This is a genomic window from Rheinheimera sp. 4Y26 (assembly GCF_025245835.1).
Classification (GTDB): Bacteria; Pseudomonadota; Gammaproteobacteria; order Enterobacterales; family Alteromonadaceae; genus Pararheinheimera.
The window spans coordinates 181,854-199,326 of the sequence record NZ_JAOBWS010000005.1; the positions used below are offsets into that span (position 1 = coordinate 181,854).

At 49.3% G+C, this 17,473-nt stretch carries 13 protein-coding genes and 1 riboswitch; of the genes, 5 read left to right on the plus strand and 8 right to left on the minus strand.

Going from position 1 to position 17,473, the window contains the following annotated elements; genetic code table 11:
- Window positions 1-3: 3 nt before the first annotated feature.
- Complete coding sequence (locus tag N3Z11_RS08805; protein WP_260656797.1) at window positions 4-1,248, minus strand: hypothetical protein; 1,245 nt, start codon at window positions 1,246-1,248, stop codon at window positions 4-6.
- 140 nt (window positions 1,249-1,388) lie between these two features.
- Between N3Z11_RS08805 and nhaD the strand changes: the two genes are divergently transcribed.
- Entirely contained in the window at window positions 1,389-2,633 is a 1,245-nt protein-coding gene (gene nhaD, locus N3Z11_RS08810; protein ID WP_260656798.1) for a sodium:proton antiporter NhaD, read from the plus strand.
- 200 nt (window positions 2,634-2,833) lie between these two features.
- Window positions 2,834-3,005, plus strand: a riboswitch (Lysine riboswitch).
- Between the two features lie 109 nt (window positions 3,006-3,114).
- Window positions 3,115-4,503 (plus strand): lysine-sensitive aspartokinase 3, encoded by a 1,389-nt coding sequence (lysC, locus tag N3Z11_RS08815; protein ID WP_260656799.1) that lies wholly within the window; start codon window positions 3,115-3,117, stop codon window positions 4,501-4,503.
- A gap of 92 nt (window positions 4,504-4,595) precedes the next feature.
- Here lysC and N3Z11_RS08820 read toward each other — a convergent pair whose 3' ends face one another.
- From N3Z11_RS08820 to N3Z11_RS08850, 7 genes are all read right to left on the minus strand, one after another.
- On the minus strand, window positions 4,596-5,438 hold the full coding sequence (locus N3Z11_RS08820) for an HDOD domain-containing protein (RefSeq protein ID WP_260656800.1): 843 nt from the start codon (window positions 5,436-5,438) through the stop codon (window positions 4,596-4,598).
- A gap of 193 nt (window positions 5,439-5,631) precedes the next feature.
- The gene (locus N3Z11_RS08825; RefSeq protein WP_260656801.1) at window positions 5,632-6,138 is read right to left on the minus strand and encodes a DUF3087 domain-containing protein; all 507 of its coding nucleotides are present in this window, start codon (window positions 6,136-6,138) and stop codon (window positions 5,632-5,634) included.
- 262 nt (window positions 6,139-6,400) lie between these two features.
- Window positions 6,401-8,191, minus strand: coding sequence for a DEAD/DEAH box helicase (locus tag N3Z11_RS08830; protein ID WP_260656802.1), 1,791 nt, complete (start codon window positions 8,189-8,191; stop codon window positions 6,401-6,403).
- A 100-nt stretch (window positions 8,192-8,291) separates the two neighbouring features.
- Complete coding sequence (locus N3Z11_RS08835) at window positions 8,292-8,540, minus strand: DUF3862 domain-containing protein (RefSeq protein ID WP_260656803.1); 249 nt, start codon at window positions 8,538-8,540, stop codon at window positions 8,292-8,294.
- Window positions 8,541-8,561: 21 nt separating this feature from the next.
- Window positions 8,562-9,740 carry a peptidoglycan binding protein CsiV gene (locus tag N3Z11_RS08840; RefSeq protein WP_260656804.1) on the minus strand — a complete coding sequence of 393 codons (1,179 nt, stop codon included), beginning with the start codon at window positions 9,738-9,740 and terminating at the stop codon, window positions 8,562-8,564.
- 93 nt (window positions 9,741-9,833) lie between these two features.
- Window positions 9,834-13,316 carry a transcription-repair coupling factor gene (gene mfd, locus N3Z11_RS08845; protein WP_260656805.1) on the minus strand — a complete coding sequence of 1,161 codons (3,483 nt, stop codon included), beginning with the start codon at window positions 13,314-13,316 and terminating at the stop codon, window positions 9,834-9,836.
- A 224-nt stretch (window positions 13,317-13,540) separates the two neighbouring features.
- On the minus strand, window positions 13,541-14,218 hold the full coding sequence (locus tag N3Z11_RS08850; RefSeq protein ID WP_260656806.1) for a PilZ domain-containing protein: 678 nt from the start codon (window positions 14,216-14,218) through the stop codon (window positions 13,541-13,543).
- A gap of 93 nt (window positions 14,219-14,311) precedes the next feature.
- Between N3Z11_RS08850 and N3Z11_RS08855 the strand changes: the two genes are divergently transcribed.
- Genes N3Z11_RS08855 through N3Z11_RS08865 form a run of 3 tightly spaced genes read left to right on the plus strand, consistent with a single transcriptional unit; the run spans window position 14,312 to window position 17,468 of the window.
- Entirely contained in the window at window positions 14,312-15,511 is a 1,200-nt protein-coding gene (locus N3Z11_RS08855) for a lipoprotein-releasing ABC transporter permease subunit (protein WP_260656807.1), read from the plus strand.
- Between the two features lie 3 nt (window positions 15,512-15,514).
- A complete protein-coding gene (gene lolD, locus N3Z11_RS08860; protein WP_260656808.1) occupies window positions 15,515-16,204 on the plus strand; it encodes a lipoprotein-releasing ABC transporter ATP-binding protein LolD in 690 nt (229 codons plus the stop codon).
- Between the two features lies 1 nt (window position 16,205).
- Window positions 16,206-17,468: a lipoprotein-releasing ABC transporter permease subunit gene (locus N3Z11_RS08865; protein ID WP_260656809.1), complete on the plus strand. Its 1,263-nt coding sequence runs from the start codon at window positions 16,206-16,208 to the stop codon at window positions 17,466-17,468.
- Window positions 17,469-17,473: the final 5 nt, after the last annotated feature.

Here is a 17,473-nt window from a genome sequence, read left to right on the forward strand (position 1 = left end):
CAGTTAATTTCCTGACTGTGCTGTAGGGGCAAAAGGGTGAAGCGTCAGGCGGTAACCATTGACTTCAAGCTCGGTGAGCTGCTCTAAATGTTGCAGTTTCAAACTTGGAGCGCGGCTTAGTTCCTGATACAAAAATAACATTTCATCTACCGGCAACTGCGGATAACTCTTCGCAAGCCAGAGTGATAAATCGGTATTGGCTTTTTGTGTGCGGGCAAATTTGAGCACATCAGCAAGCTCAGGCACGCGGATATTGTGATGCGCGGCCTGGTCGACCTGCTGTGGCATCTGATACAGCTCGTCCTGATAGTCCACCAGTTCTGCCATATAACTGGTGATTTGGTTGGCCGAGCCCAGGCTGAATTTTTGATGATCTGAGCTGAATTTGGGCACTAATTGCTCCAGCGTTGGCTCCAGACCTTTTTTGCGCAACAGCGCCAATAAAGCGCTGGCGTTGCGAGACAACAAAGTGTTTTTCCGAAGCTCTTCACGCAGTGGCATCAGCACGTCTGTGCTGCGGATCAGCGACTCGCGGCCCAGCTGGTTCATTTCCAGCAAACGGGTGCGCAGCTGCACTAAAGGCTCTTTTTCACCCTGTAAAAAACCGGTTTGTTCAATATGGATAATTAAGTCGCTGAGCAGCAATTCCAACGCAGCAATGCTGTGCTGGAAAGGGCCATTGATATCAATCATCTGCAGCACTGGCTCGATGTATTCATCAAAAGCTTCCATCACAGCGCTGTATCTTTTGGCCAGGCTTAATTTGCTTTCGTCGGCTTTGGCTTGTTCCACCAAATGCAAAATGGCACTTTCGTTTTTACGGAAGTGTTTCACCACTTCGCGCACCCGTTCATCCATTAGGCGGATAAAACGGCGCATCTCGCTGACATCTTTGCCATCGGCGGCGGTTTTTAGTTTGCCACGCAGCCGGTCTAAATCTTCAATCCGGCTTTGAATATCACCAACAGTGCCTAGCTGATGCTCCTGCGTCAGGAACTGAATAAACTCAAGCACAGCACGGTTCAGTTCCAGCTGACTGGATTTGGCCAGTGGGATCAGCACTTCCTGTTGCAATAACCTTTGGGCTTCACGAAACACCTGCTCGCTGCCAAAACCAGGCGAGTGGCGCTGGATCAGTGCCTGCACATCCTGAAAACTGAAACTGCCAAGGGCACTGCGGCTTGCCAGTGTTTCCAGAACAGGCCAGTGGTCGTCGAGGCACTTAATGATTTTTTTTGCTGATAGCATGAACTCGTAACTTTTTGTTAAAAAATTAAGGGGTATAGACCAATGTATGCCCAGTTGTGGATGGTGATAACTGCCTGACGATGCTAGAATGCCGCCCCGCAAATTGGTCACTTCCACTGTCTACAATCTGGTGAAAATATATGTTAACAGCCGTAATACTGGGCCTGGTTGCCCTAGCTTTTGTGCTCATCGTTATAGAGGATATTATCCACGTAAACAAGGCAAAAACGACACTTTTTTTCGGTACTCTGTGCTGGATTTTAGCATTTATTTTTCCAATGCATGGTGCTACAAGTGCCGAAGTTAGCGAGCAGTTAAACCATAACCTGTTAGAAATAGCCACTTTGTGGTTGTTTTTGATGTCAACTATGACTTTTGTCGCTTATCTCAATAGCAAAGGTTTTATTTCGCAAATGGTGCAGCGCATGTTGCCGTCCGAGTTATCGGAACGTCGGTTGATGTTTATCATCGCCGCTTTTGCCTTTGTGTTTTCATCTTTTGCCGACAACGTCACGGCCACTCTGGTGTCAATTGCGGTGATTGCCAGTTTAAAAATGGATGTGAAAAAACGCATCAAATACGCCACCCTGATTATTTTTGCGGTGAACAGTGGTGGTGTGTCGCTTATTACCGGTGATGTGACCACGCTGATGTTTTTCCTGGCCGGAAAAGTGACTATCGGACATTTATTATTGCTGGTTATACCGGCATTTTTTGCTGTTGCCGTGCTGGCCATTTTGTTATCGCGCGGCATGAAAGACCGGATTGTCATTGAAAAATCAACCAAACCTATTGAAAAAGCCGATGCCATTATTGCCGGTATTTTTGCCGCCACCATCGGCTCAACCTTGCTGTTTAATATTCTGTTCCAAATCCCACCGGTATTAACCTTCTTGTTTGGCCTTGGCATTATGTTCTTAAGTGCACAGTATTTATTACGCAAAAAAGCCACTCAGAGCATTCTGAATTATGTGCGGGAAGTGGAGTTTGAAACTCTGTTGTTTTTCTTGGGTGTGTTGTTGCTCGTTGGTATTTTAAAAGAAGTCGGTTTCCTGGCTAACTTTACTAACCTGTACAACGTATTACCGCCACTGCAGGCCAACTATCTGATGGGCATATCGTCTGCACTGATTGATAACGTGCCGCTGACGGCTGCGTTGTTAAAAGCCGATTTAACCATGAATACCTCTGAGTGGTTGCTGTTAACCTATGCCACAGGTGTGGGGGGGTCTATGTTAATTATCGGCTCTGCCGCCGGTATTATTGCTATGAGCAAAATTAAAGAACTGACTTTTGGCAGCTACTTTAAAATGGCTGGTTATCTGCTGTTTGCTTATTCACTCGGTTATAGCGGCGTTTATATTTTTGGCCAGTTCGCCAATTAAAACTCACACCAAAAAAACGGAGCTGATGCTCCGTTTTTTTTGCGCTTTTTATTTAAAAACAGGGAGTGACAGCGGTTTAGATTGGACAGAAACAAAGGCTTGCAGTGCGGGTTACTCCGCGTGGGTTAGATATAGACATCTAAAAGTCTGTTGCCTTTTGTAACAAACTGCAGTATCTTGGCCGCGTCAATCATATTCGATAGACCAGAAGAGGAGCGTTCACCAGGTAGTTCAGGCTAGGTAGCTATAAACCTTAACCTGAATAATGGGGATGAACGCCGAGGATAAGCTGCCATAGCAACAGCTTGTCCGGTCAAAAGGGTTGAATCCCTGCGACTGTCACCTGCAACCCGGTGGAGAGCTTCTGGCCTTTGTTCGTCTGTTATCAGGCTGCAACACATAGCTTTTGGCTGTGGTCGCAGCCTGGTGATCATGCTGCAAATGCCATGCTCTGCTTATGTTTTTTATAAGGAGAGAAACCTTGTTAAATCCGCAAAATACCTCTGCAGCAGCCGCTGCGCCAGTCGTAAACCCTGACGCTTTTATCGTTGCCAAATTCGGTGGCACCAGCGTGGCCGATTTTACTGCCATGTCGCGTTGTGCAGACATTATTCTGGCTGATCCTAATATCAAACTGATAGTGGTCAGCGCCAGCTCAGGCGTCACCAACTTATTGGTTGATATTGCCAAAACATCCGACATCGGCCTTCGGCTTGCGCATTACAGTGGCATAGAACGTATTACCTACAATGTGCTGCGCCAGTTACAGCAACAACATCTGGTGGGCGCAGCCATCGAACAACTGCTGCTGGAGTTAAAAACTCTGCTGCAGTTTGAGCGTGAATTCAGCGATGCCGAAAAAGACTTATTGTTGTCTTTTGGTGAGCGGTTAAGTTCTGTGTTGTTTGCCCAGGTGCTGGCCGAACGCGGCGCAGCGGTCAGCAGTTTTGATGTACGCCGGGTGATGCGTACCGATTCGCGTTTTGGTAAAGCCGAACCACAGATTGAAGCCATTGCCGGCTTAACAGTCCAATATCTGTTGCCGCTGTTAAAACAACAGCTGATTGTAACCCAGGGGTTTATTGGTGCTGATGGCAGCGGTCAGACCACCACTTTAGGCCGGGGTGGCTCAGATTATAGTGCCGCTATTTTAGGTGAAGCCGTGGGAGCGCGGGTGGTGCAAATCTGGACTGATGTGGTGGGTATTTTTACCACAGATCCAAGACTCACAAGTGCTGCCCGTTGTATTCCGGAAATCAGCTTTGATGAAGCAGCCGAAATGGCAACTTTTGGCGCCAAAGTATTGCACCCGGCCACTCTTATTCCGGCAATGCGACAGAATATTCCGGTGTTTGTTGGCTCCAGCCGCGAGCCAGAGGCGGGGGGAACCTGGATCTCCAAACAGGTTGATACCAAACCTTCCTACCGTGCTATTGCTCTACGTAAAGCCCAGACTTTGATCACGGTAAAAAGCCCTGCCATGCTGCATGCAGCCGGTTTCCTGGCGCGGGTGTTTGATATTTTAAGTCGCCACCAGATCTCGGTGGATTTAGTCACCACCTCAGAAATCAGTGTGGCCTTAACCCTGGACGATGCGCCGGGCAGTGCTTTTAGCCATTCGATTGAACCGGCTTTGGCCGAGCTGAAAACTTTTTCAGAAGTGACGGTGGAGCAGGATTTAAGCCTGATTGCAGTGATTGGTAACCATCTGCACAGCACCCGTGGTGTCACAGGCTCGCTATTTCAGGCACTGGAAAAAATTAATATGCGGCTGATTTGCCACGGTGCCAGCCGGCATAATTTGTGTTTTCTGGTGGAAGATAAAGAAGCGGCCACTGTGGTGAAAGAGCTGCATCAGGCACTGTTTTAAACCAAATAAAAAACCGCCGGTTGGCGGTTTTTTTATCACTACTTTTTGTAAAGCGAACTTTCTTAAGCAAACTTTTATTAAGCAAACTTTTTTTAGGCAAATAATGTTTTGATTTCGTTAAACCGTGCCACAAAATCCGGTGAGCGGTAGAAATCGGTCGAAGGGATCAACCCAAGTTCAACATAAGGTTTCAGCAGTTGTGCTGTTTCACCTTCACCATGGAAGCGGTTTTGTTTTATGGCAGAGATACGGATAAAGTCCACGTATGAAGGGTGGGCTGGCTGATAGGCCGGCACATCCCACTGCTCAGCCACTTCAATCAGTTCGTTCGGGAAACCCCAGGTGCGCAAAATAGTCGCGCCGATTTTGCCGGAAATATTGGTGATAGCACCTTTGATAAAGTTCTCATCACCAAAAATATCCAGCTGTCTTTCCGCCTCGGTCAGAATGGGTAAAGCACCGATATTGTGCACTAAACCGGCCAGTGTCATGGTGTCGAAGTTTAATGCCGGGTTTTTAAAATTGGCATTATGTTGTGCCATGGCGGTCAGGGCAAAAGCGGTTAGCTCCAGAGTTTCAGACCAAACCACATCCATTTGTTTTTTGATAAATGCAGTTTTTGATACAAACAGTTGTTCCATTGCCATGGCTGTCACCACGTTTTTGATATAACGCAGCCCGATACGGGTGGTGGCCTGATGCAAAGAATTCACATGGATACCACGGCCGACAAAAGCGCTGTTGGCAATTTTCATAATACGCGCCGACAACGCCGGATCATGGGAAATCATGTCGGCCATCTGGTTCAGATTTACATTCGGATCATCCGCCATCTTGCGGATTTTTAACGCAATTTCCGGAAGGCTGGGTAAGACTAAACTATCGTTGCGGATTTTTTCGACGAGAATGGTTAATAAAGCATTTTGCGCAGTCATATCAGAACCCTGTAACAGCTTGTTGTTATTGGAAAGAGACTTAGTGTTGTTTGATTATTGTCTATTCTTTCTTGCTTTCACAGCAGGATGATTAAAAAAACAGCCTGGCTAAAAAAATATTTTTATATTCAGGAACAGAGAGTTAGCTTTGATATGTTAAATTTACTTTTGTCCCTGAAATGGCTTTTCCAACTTAGAATTTATCCAGCAGGCTACGCTGATATTGGCCAGGGTCCAGTTTCAGGCCTGCCTGACGGATCTTATCTTCCAACTGAATCAACTCCAGCTCCAGTTCCTGCAAATTCAGTACGTTATCATCCAGCTGCCATAACTGTCTGGAGCCATGGTAGTTGTATAACATAATAATCATGGCATCGACATTGCCGCTGTTGCAGGCCTGCTTCAGGTGGGTCAGCTTACGGTTAATCAGATTCAGCTCTTGTTTTAAATCCCACACATAAGCCACTTCATAAAAATAAGGGGTGTGTTTTAACTTTTTTAAGCAGGCGGCGGCAATAAAACCACCAATGCTGACTCCCAGCAGGTTCCAGATAAAGTTGTCACCTTGCGGCCCGCCAAAATAGTGGATCAGCAAACTGGAGATACCAACGCCGAGCGCTGCAAAAACCGCTATAGCCGCCACAATAATGACATTCAGGTGACTGCGGTAAGTATCTTTGTTGATGTCTTTAATTTGCATAACAGATGTACATCCAAAGCTCAGTTGTTGTTCTGACTGCGAGGTGTCAAGCCAAGCGCAAAAATGATGCAACGAGACAGTAGCTTGTTGTCAGCCATGGGCTTCGCGCCGGGCTTGAGGTTTTGGCTTAAAGGCCAACAACCTGACAACATGCGGTGTTCCTTCACTGCTGATAAGGTGTTTCATTTTTGCTTAACTACCGGCCGTTGTAAAGCAATGCTTTGGTGATTAATTTTTAAAAACAATACTTTGCAACCAGCTGTCAGGCTGTTGTTGTACTGCCTTTTGTTGTACCGGGCTGGGTCTGGATTTCTGCATTGCCAACCGAACTTAACTGAAATAATTTATCCCTCAGTCGCCAGAAACGGCCGTCTTTACGCGCTATCACTGCTGCAGGTGGTTGTAATCTGTGTTGCTGCGCCAGAATAGCTTTGACTGAGCTGGTATCAAAAGGCCGGTGGCGATCGGTTAAATGGGGCGGCACAAAAATGCGGCCAAAACGCTGACGCTGTGCTTTGCTCGCAAGAGGCCAGAACTCATGCAGCTGTTGTCCCTGTGTATCAACATAACTGACTTTTAATCTGGTGTGGCCTTTGTTGTCCTGTTGGGCACTGAGCGTCATTTGCTGCGGATACAGGATCAACGCATCTTTGAGCTTTAATGCTTCCTGCAGTTTTTTATCCGGATCAACCAGCACTGTCTGGCACTGATTGCAAAACCTGGCGGCAATATCCTGGTCGGCGCCACATTCAGGGCAAAATTTGGCTTTAAAACGATAACCACAAGGCTGAATATGTTGTAAGTCGCTGCGATCAAAACCCTGACAACGGCGGCCATAATGTTCCAGTACCAGGCCGTTGACATCGGTTTTGCCCCAGAAGGTATTGGCAAAATTGCACAGCGGGCAGGGCACTGTGACCAGTTCGGCGCCAGCGACCGGCGGCGGTGTGCCTACTTCAGGCAAATGCAAATCATACATATTGCCGGCATAATCCAGCACCAGACAATCGGTTTTGCCGGGCGCTAAACGTAAGCCCCTGCCCACGATTTGCTGATACAGGCTGACCGACTCGGTTGGGCGCAAAATGGCAATCAGATCAACATGAGGCGCATCAAAACCTGTGGTCAAAACCGCCACATTCACCAGATATTTCAGCTGTTGCTGTTTAAAAGCCTGAATAATAGCCTGGCGTTCACTGGCGGGGGTTGACGCTAAAATAAGCGCCGCCTGATCTGCAGGCAAATACGACAACACTTCACGGGCATGCTGACTGGTGGCGGCAAAAATCATCACACCATTGCGCTCTTTGGCGTAATGTTTCACCTGTTCAATAATTTGTGGTGTGACTCTTTTGGCGCTGTTGATCACTGCCGCCAGTTCGTCTTCCCGAAAATAACCGGCAGCTGTTGGTTTTAACTCGGAAAAGTCGTAACTCAAAAGCGGCGCATCCAGCACAGTTGCAGGCGTTAAATACTGCTGCTCCAGCAAATAGCGTAAAGGCAGTTCAAAAATACAAAACTTAAAAAAACGCGGTTCTTCAGTGCGCACCAAACCACGGCTATGATACTGATAAATAAAACCCTGCCCGAGGCGATAGGGCGTTGCTGTTAAACCGAGAATTTTAATGCCCGGGTTTTGTTCACGCAGGTGGCTAATCACCTGACGGTAACTGCTGTTGTCGTCGTCCGGCACTCTGTGACATTCGTCGATGACCAGCAGGCTAAAACTGGCACAAAAGTCGTTGAGGTTACGCGCCACTGACTGAATAGAGGCAAACACCACCTGACTGCTGGTTTCTTTACGACCCAGACCTGCGGCGTAGATACTGGCGGTCAGGCCATATTGTTGGTATTTCTGATGATTTTGCTCAACCAGCTCTTTGACATGAGCCAGCACCAGTACCCGTCCACGGGCAATACGCGCCAGCTCAGCAATCACCAGACTTTTGCCGGCTCCTGTGGGTAGCACCACCACGGCGGGCTCGGCATGGGCGCGAAAATAGTGCAGCACCGCCTGTACTGTTTGTTGCTGATAATCCCGCAGCTGATACATCACAACCCTGATTATTTGCTGGTTTTGATACAAAAGGGGCCGGTAAGGCCCCGGTTGTGGACAAGTCTGGTTTGATAAACGATCGTGCCGTTGACGTCTGTTAGTTCAGACCTTTATGGCTAAATAACATGGCTTTTTCCGCCAGAAAAGCCGCTTTGATTTGTTTTTTGTCATCGCCCCACAGACAGGTGCGGGTACCCAGTGCTTCTTCACAGCTCTCAGGCTCACCAATAATGGCGGTGACTTCGTTATAACTCATACCGGTTTTTAATTGCTGGTAGTTGTCCATTGATAATTTACTGCAGGCAACCAGTGTCAACAGCAGCGCGGCGGTGATTATTTTTTTCATTAAAACTCCTTAAAGCAACATTTATCGGCTGGCAAGCGGCGTCATTGCCGTGTCAGCCAGAGGGGGCGTAAAACGACGGATCTGCAGCACCAGTCCAAGATGCGGATGATCCAGATAATGAATATTGCCAATCAGCAAGCGGCTTTGATCTTTGCTGTAAAAAGTCTGCAGCCTTTGGCCATCAGCCGACATTTTGCGCAGGTTAAATTCAGTTTCAGCAAACAACATACGTTCACTGTAAAGCCGCACTAAACCATCCAGTTGCCAGACCGCGCCAGGCATTGATGGCAGGCTGTTGTCCTCAGCCAGTGGCAGCTTAGGCCCGGCGATCAGCTGTTGCTCCAATTTTGTGATATCAGCGAGCAGACGCTGCTCGGGGCTTTGGCTCAAATCAGGCTGGCTGCTGGCTTGACGGCCGGCATAATCAAAAGCCGGTGCAAAGTTGCGACCACCAAACCAGCGGCTTGGCACCGACTGACGTTTGCTGCCAAGCTGCTGGCGCCACACAGTGTGCAACAGCAGCTGATGACCGGCACGGTGTTTGAGCTGATAGGCAAGGTCGGTCAGCGCCAATGCGGTTTCAGGCGCCAGATAAGGGCTGCTCTGATGTTGCTCACTACCGGCCGGCGTTAAAGGCACAGCCTGTGGGGATGCCAACAGTGGTGCGCTCATCAGCTGATAATCCGGTTTTTTTACTGTGGTTGCAGCAAGAGGCTGCTGCGTCAGTGGGCAAAGCTGTGGTAACAACGCCGGATGAAAATCAAAAGCGCTGAGGCTCTGGCGAAAGCTGTATTCAGCAAGTTGCGCCTGTTCAGCCATAAAAACAGGAGTGGTAAAAACGGCAAGATCAATTTGCAGCTCAGGCGCTTTGCTCAGAGCTGGCGCTGTAGCAAAAGCCGGTTGCATATCAGCTGCAAAACCTGCTTTTAAGCCTGCTGCTGCGCTGCTGCAGCCTGGTAAAGCCAAGGCCAGTGCGGTTAAATCGGGCTGATATACCGGGCTTAATAAATCCAGCGCTCCGGCGAAGCTTATCGGGGTCACTTTGGCCGGAAATTTTTCCAGTAACGGCTGGATATCACCCCGGCTAAAGGCCAGCAGCTCAATTTCAAACCATGAGCTTTCAATACTCTGGGCTTTAGATGCAGGCGTTGTCAGCGCGAAGCTCAGCAACACAGAGCTAAAAAGCACAAGTTTTTTCATGAATTTAGTGTCCACTTCAGATTGTTTGGTAAGTCTGGCGCCGGCATCTGCAAACATCCGGCGCCATATTTATTCGCTTGCAAAGGCTGGCCTTTAACGGCCTGTTGCCTGAGTGCCTTTGAGCTGCATATCCGCAAGCATGGCCCTGACCAGCTCCAGCCGTTCCTGACTGTTGTTGCTGGCAATACTGAATTTCAGTTTATTGCCACCTTCAAGCTTATAAATCCGCGACTGGCTTTGGATAAGGCCAATAATATAACCAGGCTGCACCAGGGTTCGTTCGGCAAATTCTATGCTGCCGCCTTTCGGGTTGACCTCCAGCCGTTTAATACCAAGCGCCTGTGCCTGCTGTTTAAAGCCGGTAATGGCCACCAGATTTTTTGCAGCGTCCGGTAATAAACCAAAACGGTCAATCAGTTCCACCTGGATTTCGTCCAGCTCGTCGAGGTCGCGGCTGCTGGCCAGTCGTTTGTAGAATGATAACCTTAAGCTGACATCCGGAATATAACTATCCGGCAGTAAAGCCGGAATTTTCAGATCAAGTTCTGCCTGACTGCTCAGCATACTATCCAGGCTTGGCTCGCGGCCTTCTTTCAGTGCCTGCACTGCTTCTTCCAGCATTTCCATATACAAAGTAAAACCTATGGATTCAATCTGGCCACTTTGATCATCGCCCAGCAACTCACCGGCACCGCGGATCTCCAGGTCGTGACTGGCCAGTGCAAAACCAGCGCCTAAATCTTCCAGTGCTGAAATGGCTTCCAGCCGTTTTTGTGCATCCGGGGTGAGTCTTTTTGGCGGTGGTGTTAATAAATAAGCGTAAGCCTGATGATGCGAACGGCCGACCCGGCCCCGTAACTGGTGTAACTGTGCCAGACCAAAGTTATCTGCCCGCTGAATAATAATGGTATTGGCAGTAGGTACGTCGATGCCGGTTTCAATAATGGTTGAGCAAAGCAGCAGGTTAAAACGCTGATGGTAAAAATCTGCCATGATGCGTTCGAGCTCCCGCTCCGGCATCTGACCGTGGGCTATGCCTATCAAAGCTTCCGGCAATAACTCTGCTAAATCGGCCGCAGTTTTTTCAATACTGGCCACATCATTGTGCAGATAATACACCTGACCACCGCGCATAATTTCCCTAAGTACCGCTTCGCGGATCAGGCCTGGTTCGTTTTCGCGCACAAAGGTTTTCACCGCCAGCCGTTTGGCTGGTGGCGTAGCAATAATGGATAAATCCCGCATGCCGGATAACGACATATTTAAGGTGCGTGGGATAGGGGTGGCGGTGAGCGTCAAAATATCGATGTTGGCTCTGAGCGCCTTGATTTTTTCTTTCTGGCGTACGCCAAATCTGTGTTCTTCGTCCACAATCAGCAGCCCAAGCTCGCGGAATTTAATATCGTCTTGCAAGAGCTTATGGGTACCAATCAGAATGTCCACTTTGCCCGCTTCCACATCGGCCAGAATGGCTTTTTGCTCTTTGGCGCTGATAAAACGCGACAACACTTCGACCCGAACCGGCCAGTTGGCAAAACGGTCGCGGAAGTTGTCAAAATGCTGTTGTGCCAACAGCGTGGTCGGCACCAGAATCGCCACCTGATGGCCATCATCTACGGCCACAAAAGCGGCTCGCATCGCCACTTCGGTTTTACCAAAACCCACATCACCACAAACCAGCCGGTCCATCGCCTGCGGCTCTTGCATATCTTTCAGTACTGCGGCTATTGCATCCTGCTGATCGGCAGTTTCTTCAAAGGGGAAACCATCGGCGAATTTCTGATAACTTTCTTCATTAATTTGAAAGGCATAACCTTTTTGTGCGGCGCGCATGGCGTACACATCTAACAGTTCTGCCGCCACATCACGGATTTTTTCTGCCGCTTTGCGCCGCGCTTTTTCCCACTGGTCGTTGCCGAGTTTATGTAAAGGCGCGTGTTCAGCATCGGCGCCTGAGTAGCGGCTTAGTAAATGTAAACTGGACACTGGCACATAAAGTTTGCTGCCACCGGCATATTCGATGGTGACAAACTCGGCGCTGATGCCGGCCGCTTCGAGCACCTGTAACCCCTGATAACGGCCGACGCCATGCTGCAGGTGCACCACAGGGCCGCCCGGATTTAATTCGGCAAGGTTACGGATAATGGTATCGCTCGATACCTGCTGGCTGTGTTTGCGCCTTCTGCGCTGGCGGATTTTTTGGCCAAATAACTCGTTTTCACTGATGATGGCAACATTAACGCCATCTTTGAGCCAAACGCCTTGCTCCAGAGCGCCAATGGCGATGGCAACATCTTCGTTACTGCCAAGAAACTCAGAAAAACCGGCCACCTGCGGCAGCCGGATGCCGGCTTTTTGCAGCAGCTGCAATAAACTTTCGCGCCGGCCTTCAGATTCGACCCAAAACAGGCAGCGGCCCTGCTGCTGTTTTTGCGCCAGCACAAAATTGCGCAGCAAAGCCAAAGGCTCTGCCTGCTGATGATTCACCGTTAAATCAGGCAGCAGTTCGGCTTTTAGGTTACTGACACCGGCTTTGGCCGGCAAAAATGCTGCCGATAAGCGCAGTCTGGGCCTGGATTTAAGCTCGGCAAACAGCGCATCGACCGGGAAATATAACTGAGTGGGTTTTAAGATAGGACGCAATAAATCGATGGCTCTGTCCTGATAACGCCGCTCCACGTCTTGCCAGAAACGCTGTGCCGCCGCTTCAATATCCCCAAATTGTAAAACCACTGTGCCGGGCTGAAAATAACTCAAAAGCGATACAGTTTCGGCGGCAAACAGTGGCAGATAATATTCGATACCTGCAGGTAATAAACCCTGACTAACCTGCTGATATAAAGACTCTTTTTCATTTCGTGCCGGAAACAGCTCGCGGTATCTGCTTCTGAAACGTTCAATGGCGGTTTTATCGAGCGGAAACTCGTGTGCCGGTAATAGTTCTACCTGGCTAACTTTGTCGACAGTTCTTTGATTGTCGGGGTCGAAGGTGCGTAAACCGTCAATTTCATCATCAAGAAAATCAATACGATAAGGCAAAGTGCTGCCCATAGGGTAAAGATCAAGCAAGGAACCGCGCACCGAAAACTCGCCATGCTCCATCACCTGATCCACGGTACGGTAACCCACCTGGGCCAGCTGACGTTTTAATGCTGTTAAATCCAGTTGTTGACCTTGTTTGAGTACCAGACTGTTTTGTTGCAGATGGCTTTGTTCACAAAGCCGTAGCATTAAAGTGCTGACCGGCACTATCACCAACCCCTGTTTTAACGAGGGCAGCTGATACAGAGTGCGCAGGCGCTGGGAAATAATATCCTGATGCGGTGAAAACACATCGTAGGGCAGAGTTTCCCAGTCGGGGAAGGTGTAAAGCTGACTGCTGTCAGCTAAAAATACCGCCAGTTCCTGCTCTATCCGAAGCGCCGTTGGCGTGTCGGGCACCAGCAACAAATAGAGGCCCCTGTGCTGCTGTAACAGTTCAGCCAGCACCAGCGGTAACGCAGCCCCACACAAATTACCCAGTTGTTTGATGTCCTGTGGGCCGGCAGGCAAAGGTAAGGATAAATTCAAACGCATAACAAACCCCGCGGCAACTGCAGCATGGCTGCAGAAAAAATGCCGTATTGATAACTTTGAGCAAGGCAATTAATGCCTTGCCGCTGATAGTTTGGAAAAGTGAGCACTGCAGTTTCAGCTGCAATCCTATCTGTGAATAACCCCTTGCAGCCTGCCTGATGTGGTAGGGAAAAAAGCAGGGCATCCTGCTGCGTCCTTGCGACAGGCAGAGCATACGGCGACAATTAACGCTTTCCTTCCAGAGTGCGTTGTTGTTCCCGTTCTTGTGCTTTGCGCTTTAACTGCCTGGATTGTTCATGCAAAGTGGCGCGTACCAACACTTCTCTGTCTTCATCCCGAATACGGCTGACCGCTGCCCGTACCAGATAAGCCGGCGATTGTGTTGCTGACGGCTGGTGCTGTGCCGCAATGGCCGAAACCTCAATATCCGGTTCTGCAGATTGATAAACTTCGTTTTCAAGCACAGTTGCCAGGAAATACACTGCACCATCAGCGCCAGTTAAAAACAATTTCACTTCCAGCGTCTGACCTTCCGGCAGCGGTGCTGTGGATATAAAATTCAGCGCAGAACCGCCAAAACTATGAGTATGCTGACGGTAGTTGGCATCGTCTTGTTGCATCAGCACGTAACGCATCATCATATCGAGTTTTTTTGCCTGGGTTTTGAGGTAAGCCGCCAGTTCTTCAGCCAGCTCCCCAAGCTTAGACAGTGCTTTGAGTGCTGAACGATCCAACACCGCCTGTTCACTGGCCATTAAAAAAGGCTCGGGGATCATCTGCAAAAATTCCTGTTCGTCTGGCAGTGACTGTGACAGTGGCCTGATATTGGCCAGCACCGACTGCTCTATCGAAAAATAGTCGTGGTATTGCACACGCAGCTGCTCAAGTTGGGCCTTGTCCATCTTTAACCTCGGCAGGTGGCTTGTAAGCGCCACTGTTTATCTCTATGATCCCGCTACTTTATCATTATCATTCAATGAAGTCCTGAGAAAAGGATGCAGCTACCAATCCCACTTTTTATTGGTTTACGTTATAGCCAAAGCCGCAAAGGTCATGCCTTTTTATCTTTTATTACGTTGTTTTCAGTCACCGGGATCTTTTTAGGGGTGATGGCGCTGACGCTGGTGAGCTCGGTGATGAACGGTTTTGAAGGTGAGCTGAAAAAACGTATTCTGGGTGTACTGCCGCATCTGGTGGTGTCAACCGACAAAACAAAGCCGGAGTCCTGGCCAGAACTGTTACAAGCTCAGGATGAACGGGTGCTGCAGGTCAGTCCCTTTGCCCAGTCTGAAGCCCTGATCCAATCCAGTAAACAATTAAGCGGTGCCTTATTACAAGGGGTGTCGGTCGATGCTTTACCGCAATTTTTAAAAGATTCATTACAAATTGGCGACTGGCAGGATTTTGGCCAGAGCCGTTATCAGGTGATGTTAGGTGCAGCTCTTGCAGACAAACTGCGGGTGCAGGTGGGGCAGAAAGTACGGCTGTTATTGCCATCGGGTGGCAGTTATACGCCGATGGGCTGGATGCCACGGCAACGGGTTTTTACTGTGGCCGGTATTTTTAACAGTGGCTCTGAAGTGGACAAAGTGGTGGCTGTGGTGCTTTTGGGCGATTTACAAAAGCTGGCCCCTAAACCTGAGCTCGAGTGGCGCATCAGCTTAAGTGATGCTTTTAGCTCAGTGGCGATAGCGCCAAAACTGGCGGCGCTACCGGGCGTTACTCAGGTGGTGGACTGGCGGGTGAGCCATGGCAAGTTGTTTTCCGCTGTGGCGATGGAAAAAGCCATGATGTGGCTGATGTTGCTGCTGATAGTGGCAGTGGCGGCTTTTAATATAGTGTCAGCGCTGGTGATGATGGTGACCGACAAACAGCGGGAAGTCGCCATTTTAAAAACCCAGGGCATGACCAACAGCCAGCTGTTTCTGGTGTTTGCAGTGCAGGGCATGAGCCATGGTGTGGTTGGCGCTTTTGCCGGTGCTCTGGTGGGTGTATTGCTGTGCTGGCAGTTAAATCCTTTGATGGCGTTGCTTGGCCTGCAGCTGTTGCCTGGCATGGCCTTGCCTATTGACTTACAGCCACTGCAGCTGCTTTTTATTGTATTGTCGGCTTTAGCGTTAACGGCGCTGGCGGTGATTTATCCGGCCTGGCGTGCGGTGCAAATTGAACCTGCCGAAATTTTACGGGATGAATAACTGATGTTGCGTTGTATTGATATTTGTAAAAGTTACCGTGACGGTGCTCATGTCACACCAGTGCTGCATCAGGTGAATTTGTCGCTGCCAAGCCATCAGATGCTGGCCATTGTTGGCAGCTCAGGCTCGGGTAAAAGTACTTTATTACATATTCTCGGCACTTTAGATCAGCCCGACAGCGGCGAATTGTGGCTGGCCAATCAGAATGTCGCCACGTTATCTTCGGCAGAAAAAGCCAAACTTCGTAATCAGCAGCTTGGCTTTATTTATCAGTTTCACCATCTGCTGATGGATTTTACCGCTGTTGAAAACGTGATGATGCCGCTGCTTATTCGTGGTGAAAACAGTAAAAATGCCAAAAGCCAGGCCGAACAAATGCTGGTACGGGTGGGGCTTGGGCACAGAACCAGTCACAGACCGGGTGAGCTTAGCGGTGGTGAACGGCAAAGGGTGGCTATTGCCCGGGCTATGGTGGGCAAACCTGCGCTGGTGCTGGCCGACGAGCCGACCGGTAATCTGGATCATCAAACTGCAGAAAGCATTTATCAGCTGATGCGTGAGCTGAATCAGGAGCTTGGCACCAGCTTTGTGGTGGTGACGCACGATCAGCAACTGGCAAGCAGGTTAGACCGGCAGCTTTTTATGCAGGATGGCCGTTTGGGTGAGCCGCAAACAAAAGTTCTGAGTCTTTAGTATGTTGCACAAACTTCCTATTTTCACCGCAAGTTTGTCCTGGCAACTGGCGCGCCGTTATCGCCATACCCGCAACAGCAGCGCTTTTATCCGTTTTATTTCGGCGTCTTCCACCTGGGGCATAGGCCTTGGTGTGGCCATTCTGATTTTGGCTTTGTCGGTAATGAATGGCTTTGAAGCGGCGCTGAAAAACAAATTATTGTCGGTGATCCCGCATGTGGAATTGCTGGCGGTGGATAAGCCTATCAGTCACTGGCAACCCAAGCTGCAACAACTGGTCAAAACACCGGGTGTGGCGGCGGGAGCGCCTTTTATTCAGTCCGACGGCATGTTGCGTTTGGGCAGCAAAGTAAAAGCTGCCTCGGTGCGCGGTATTCATCCGCAATTTGAACATGGCATCAGCCGGCTCGGCGATTTTATTCAGCAAGGCGAGTTCAGTCGGCTTGGCGCCAGTCAGATAGTGCTGGGGCAGGGTATTGCCACTGAACTGTCAGCCAAAGTGGGTGACACAGTGCAGCTGATGTTGCCGCAGTTATCTGAACAAGGCGAGCTCGCCAGTCAGAAAAACGTCAGTTTGGAAGTGGTGGCCATTGCCGGTATCGGCGGCCAGCTGGATTATCAACAAGTCTGGGTGGACCTGGATGCACTGGGCGAATGGTTAAGCTTATCGCCCGGGCAAGTGGAAGGATTTGCTTTTAAAATTCAGGATATTTTTCAGGCCGGTAATATAGCGCGTGAGCTTGGCAATCAGGCTGAAGATTATGTCTATATGCTCGATTGGTTTCGCACTCAGGGCCACTTGTATCAGGACATTCAGATGGTCCGCAGCATTTTGTATCTGGTGCTGGCGCTGGTCATCGCTGTGGCCTGTTTTAATATAGTGGCCACTTTGGTGATGGCGGTGCGGGAAAAAGAAAGTGACATTGCCATTTTGCTGACTATGGGCACTGAGCCCGGGGTGATAGTGCGCGCTTTTATGTGGTTGGGCTGGCTTAATGGCGTCAAAGGTACGCTGGTGGGCGCTTTGGTTGGTCTGGTTCTGGCCTGGCAAATTGAACACATCTACGCTGTGGCCGGAAAGTTGTTTGGTTTACAGCTCTTGGACCCGACCATTTATTTTATTGATTATCTGCCCTCCGAGCTGCATGCACAGGATGTTCTGTTGACTGTTGGTATCGCCTTGTTGTTAAGCCTGATTGCCACTTTATATCCGGCATCGCGTGCTGCTTATGTCGATCCTGCCCGGGTATTGGGGCAACGTTAACCATG

Excerpts from the sequence above, each read along its gene's own strand:
- mfd (WP_260656805.1), bottom strand. The coding sequence starts at position 13,316 with ATGCGTTTGAATTTATCCTTACCTTTGCCTGCCGGCCCACAGGACATC.
- N3Z11_RS08840 (WP_260656804.1), bottom strand. The coding sequence starts at position 9,740 with ATGAAAAAACTTGTGCTTTTTAGCTCTGTGTTGCTGAGCTTCGCGCTG.
- lolD (WP_260656808.1), top strand. The coding sequence starts at position 15,515 with ATGTTGCGTTGTATTGATATTTGTAAAAGTTACCGTGACGGTGCTCAT.
- N3Z11_RS08820 (WP_260656800.1), bottom strand. The coding sequence starts at position 5,438 with ATGACTGCGCAAAATGCTTTATTAACCATTCTCGTCGAAAAAATCCGC.
- nhaD (WP_260656798.1), top strand. The coding sequence starts at position 1,389 with ATGTTAACAGCCGTAATACTGGGCCTGGTTGCCCTAGCTTTTGTGCTC.
- N3Z11_RS08855 (WP_260656807.1), top strand. The coding sequence starts at position 14,312 with ATGCAGCTACCAATCCCACTTTTTATTGGTTTACGTTATAGCCAAAGC.
- N3Z11_RS08835 (WP_260656803.1), bottom strand. The coding sequence starts at position 8,540 with ATGAAAAAAATAATCACCGCCGCGCTGCTGTTGACACTGGTTGCCTGC.
- N3Z11_RS08865 (WP_260656809.1), top strand. The coding sequence starts at position 16,206 with ATGTTGCACAAACTTCCTATTTTCACCGCAAGTTTGTCCTGGCAACTG.
- N3Z11_RS08805 (WP_260656797.1), bottom strand. The coding sequence starts at position 1,248 with ATGCTATCAGCAAAAAAAATCATTAAGTGCCTCGACGACCACTGGCCT.
- N3Z11_RS08830 (WP_260656802.1), bottom strand. The coding sequence starts at position 8,191 with ATGTATCAGCTGCGGGATTATCAGCAACAAACAGTACAGGCGGTGCTG.
- N3Z11_RS08850 (WP_260656806.1), bottom strand. The coding sequence starts at position 14,218 with ATGGACAAGGCCCAACTTGAGCAGCTGCGTGTGCAATACCACGACTAT.
- N3Z11_RS08825 (WP_260656801.1), bottom strand. The coding sequence starts at position 6,138 with ATGCAAATTAAAGACATCAACAAAGATACTTACCGCAGTCACCTGAAT.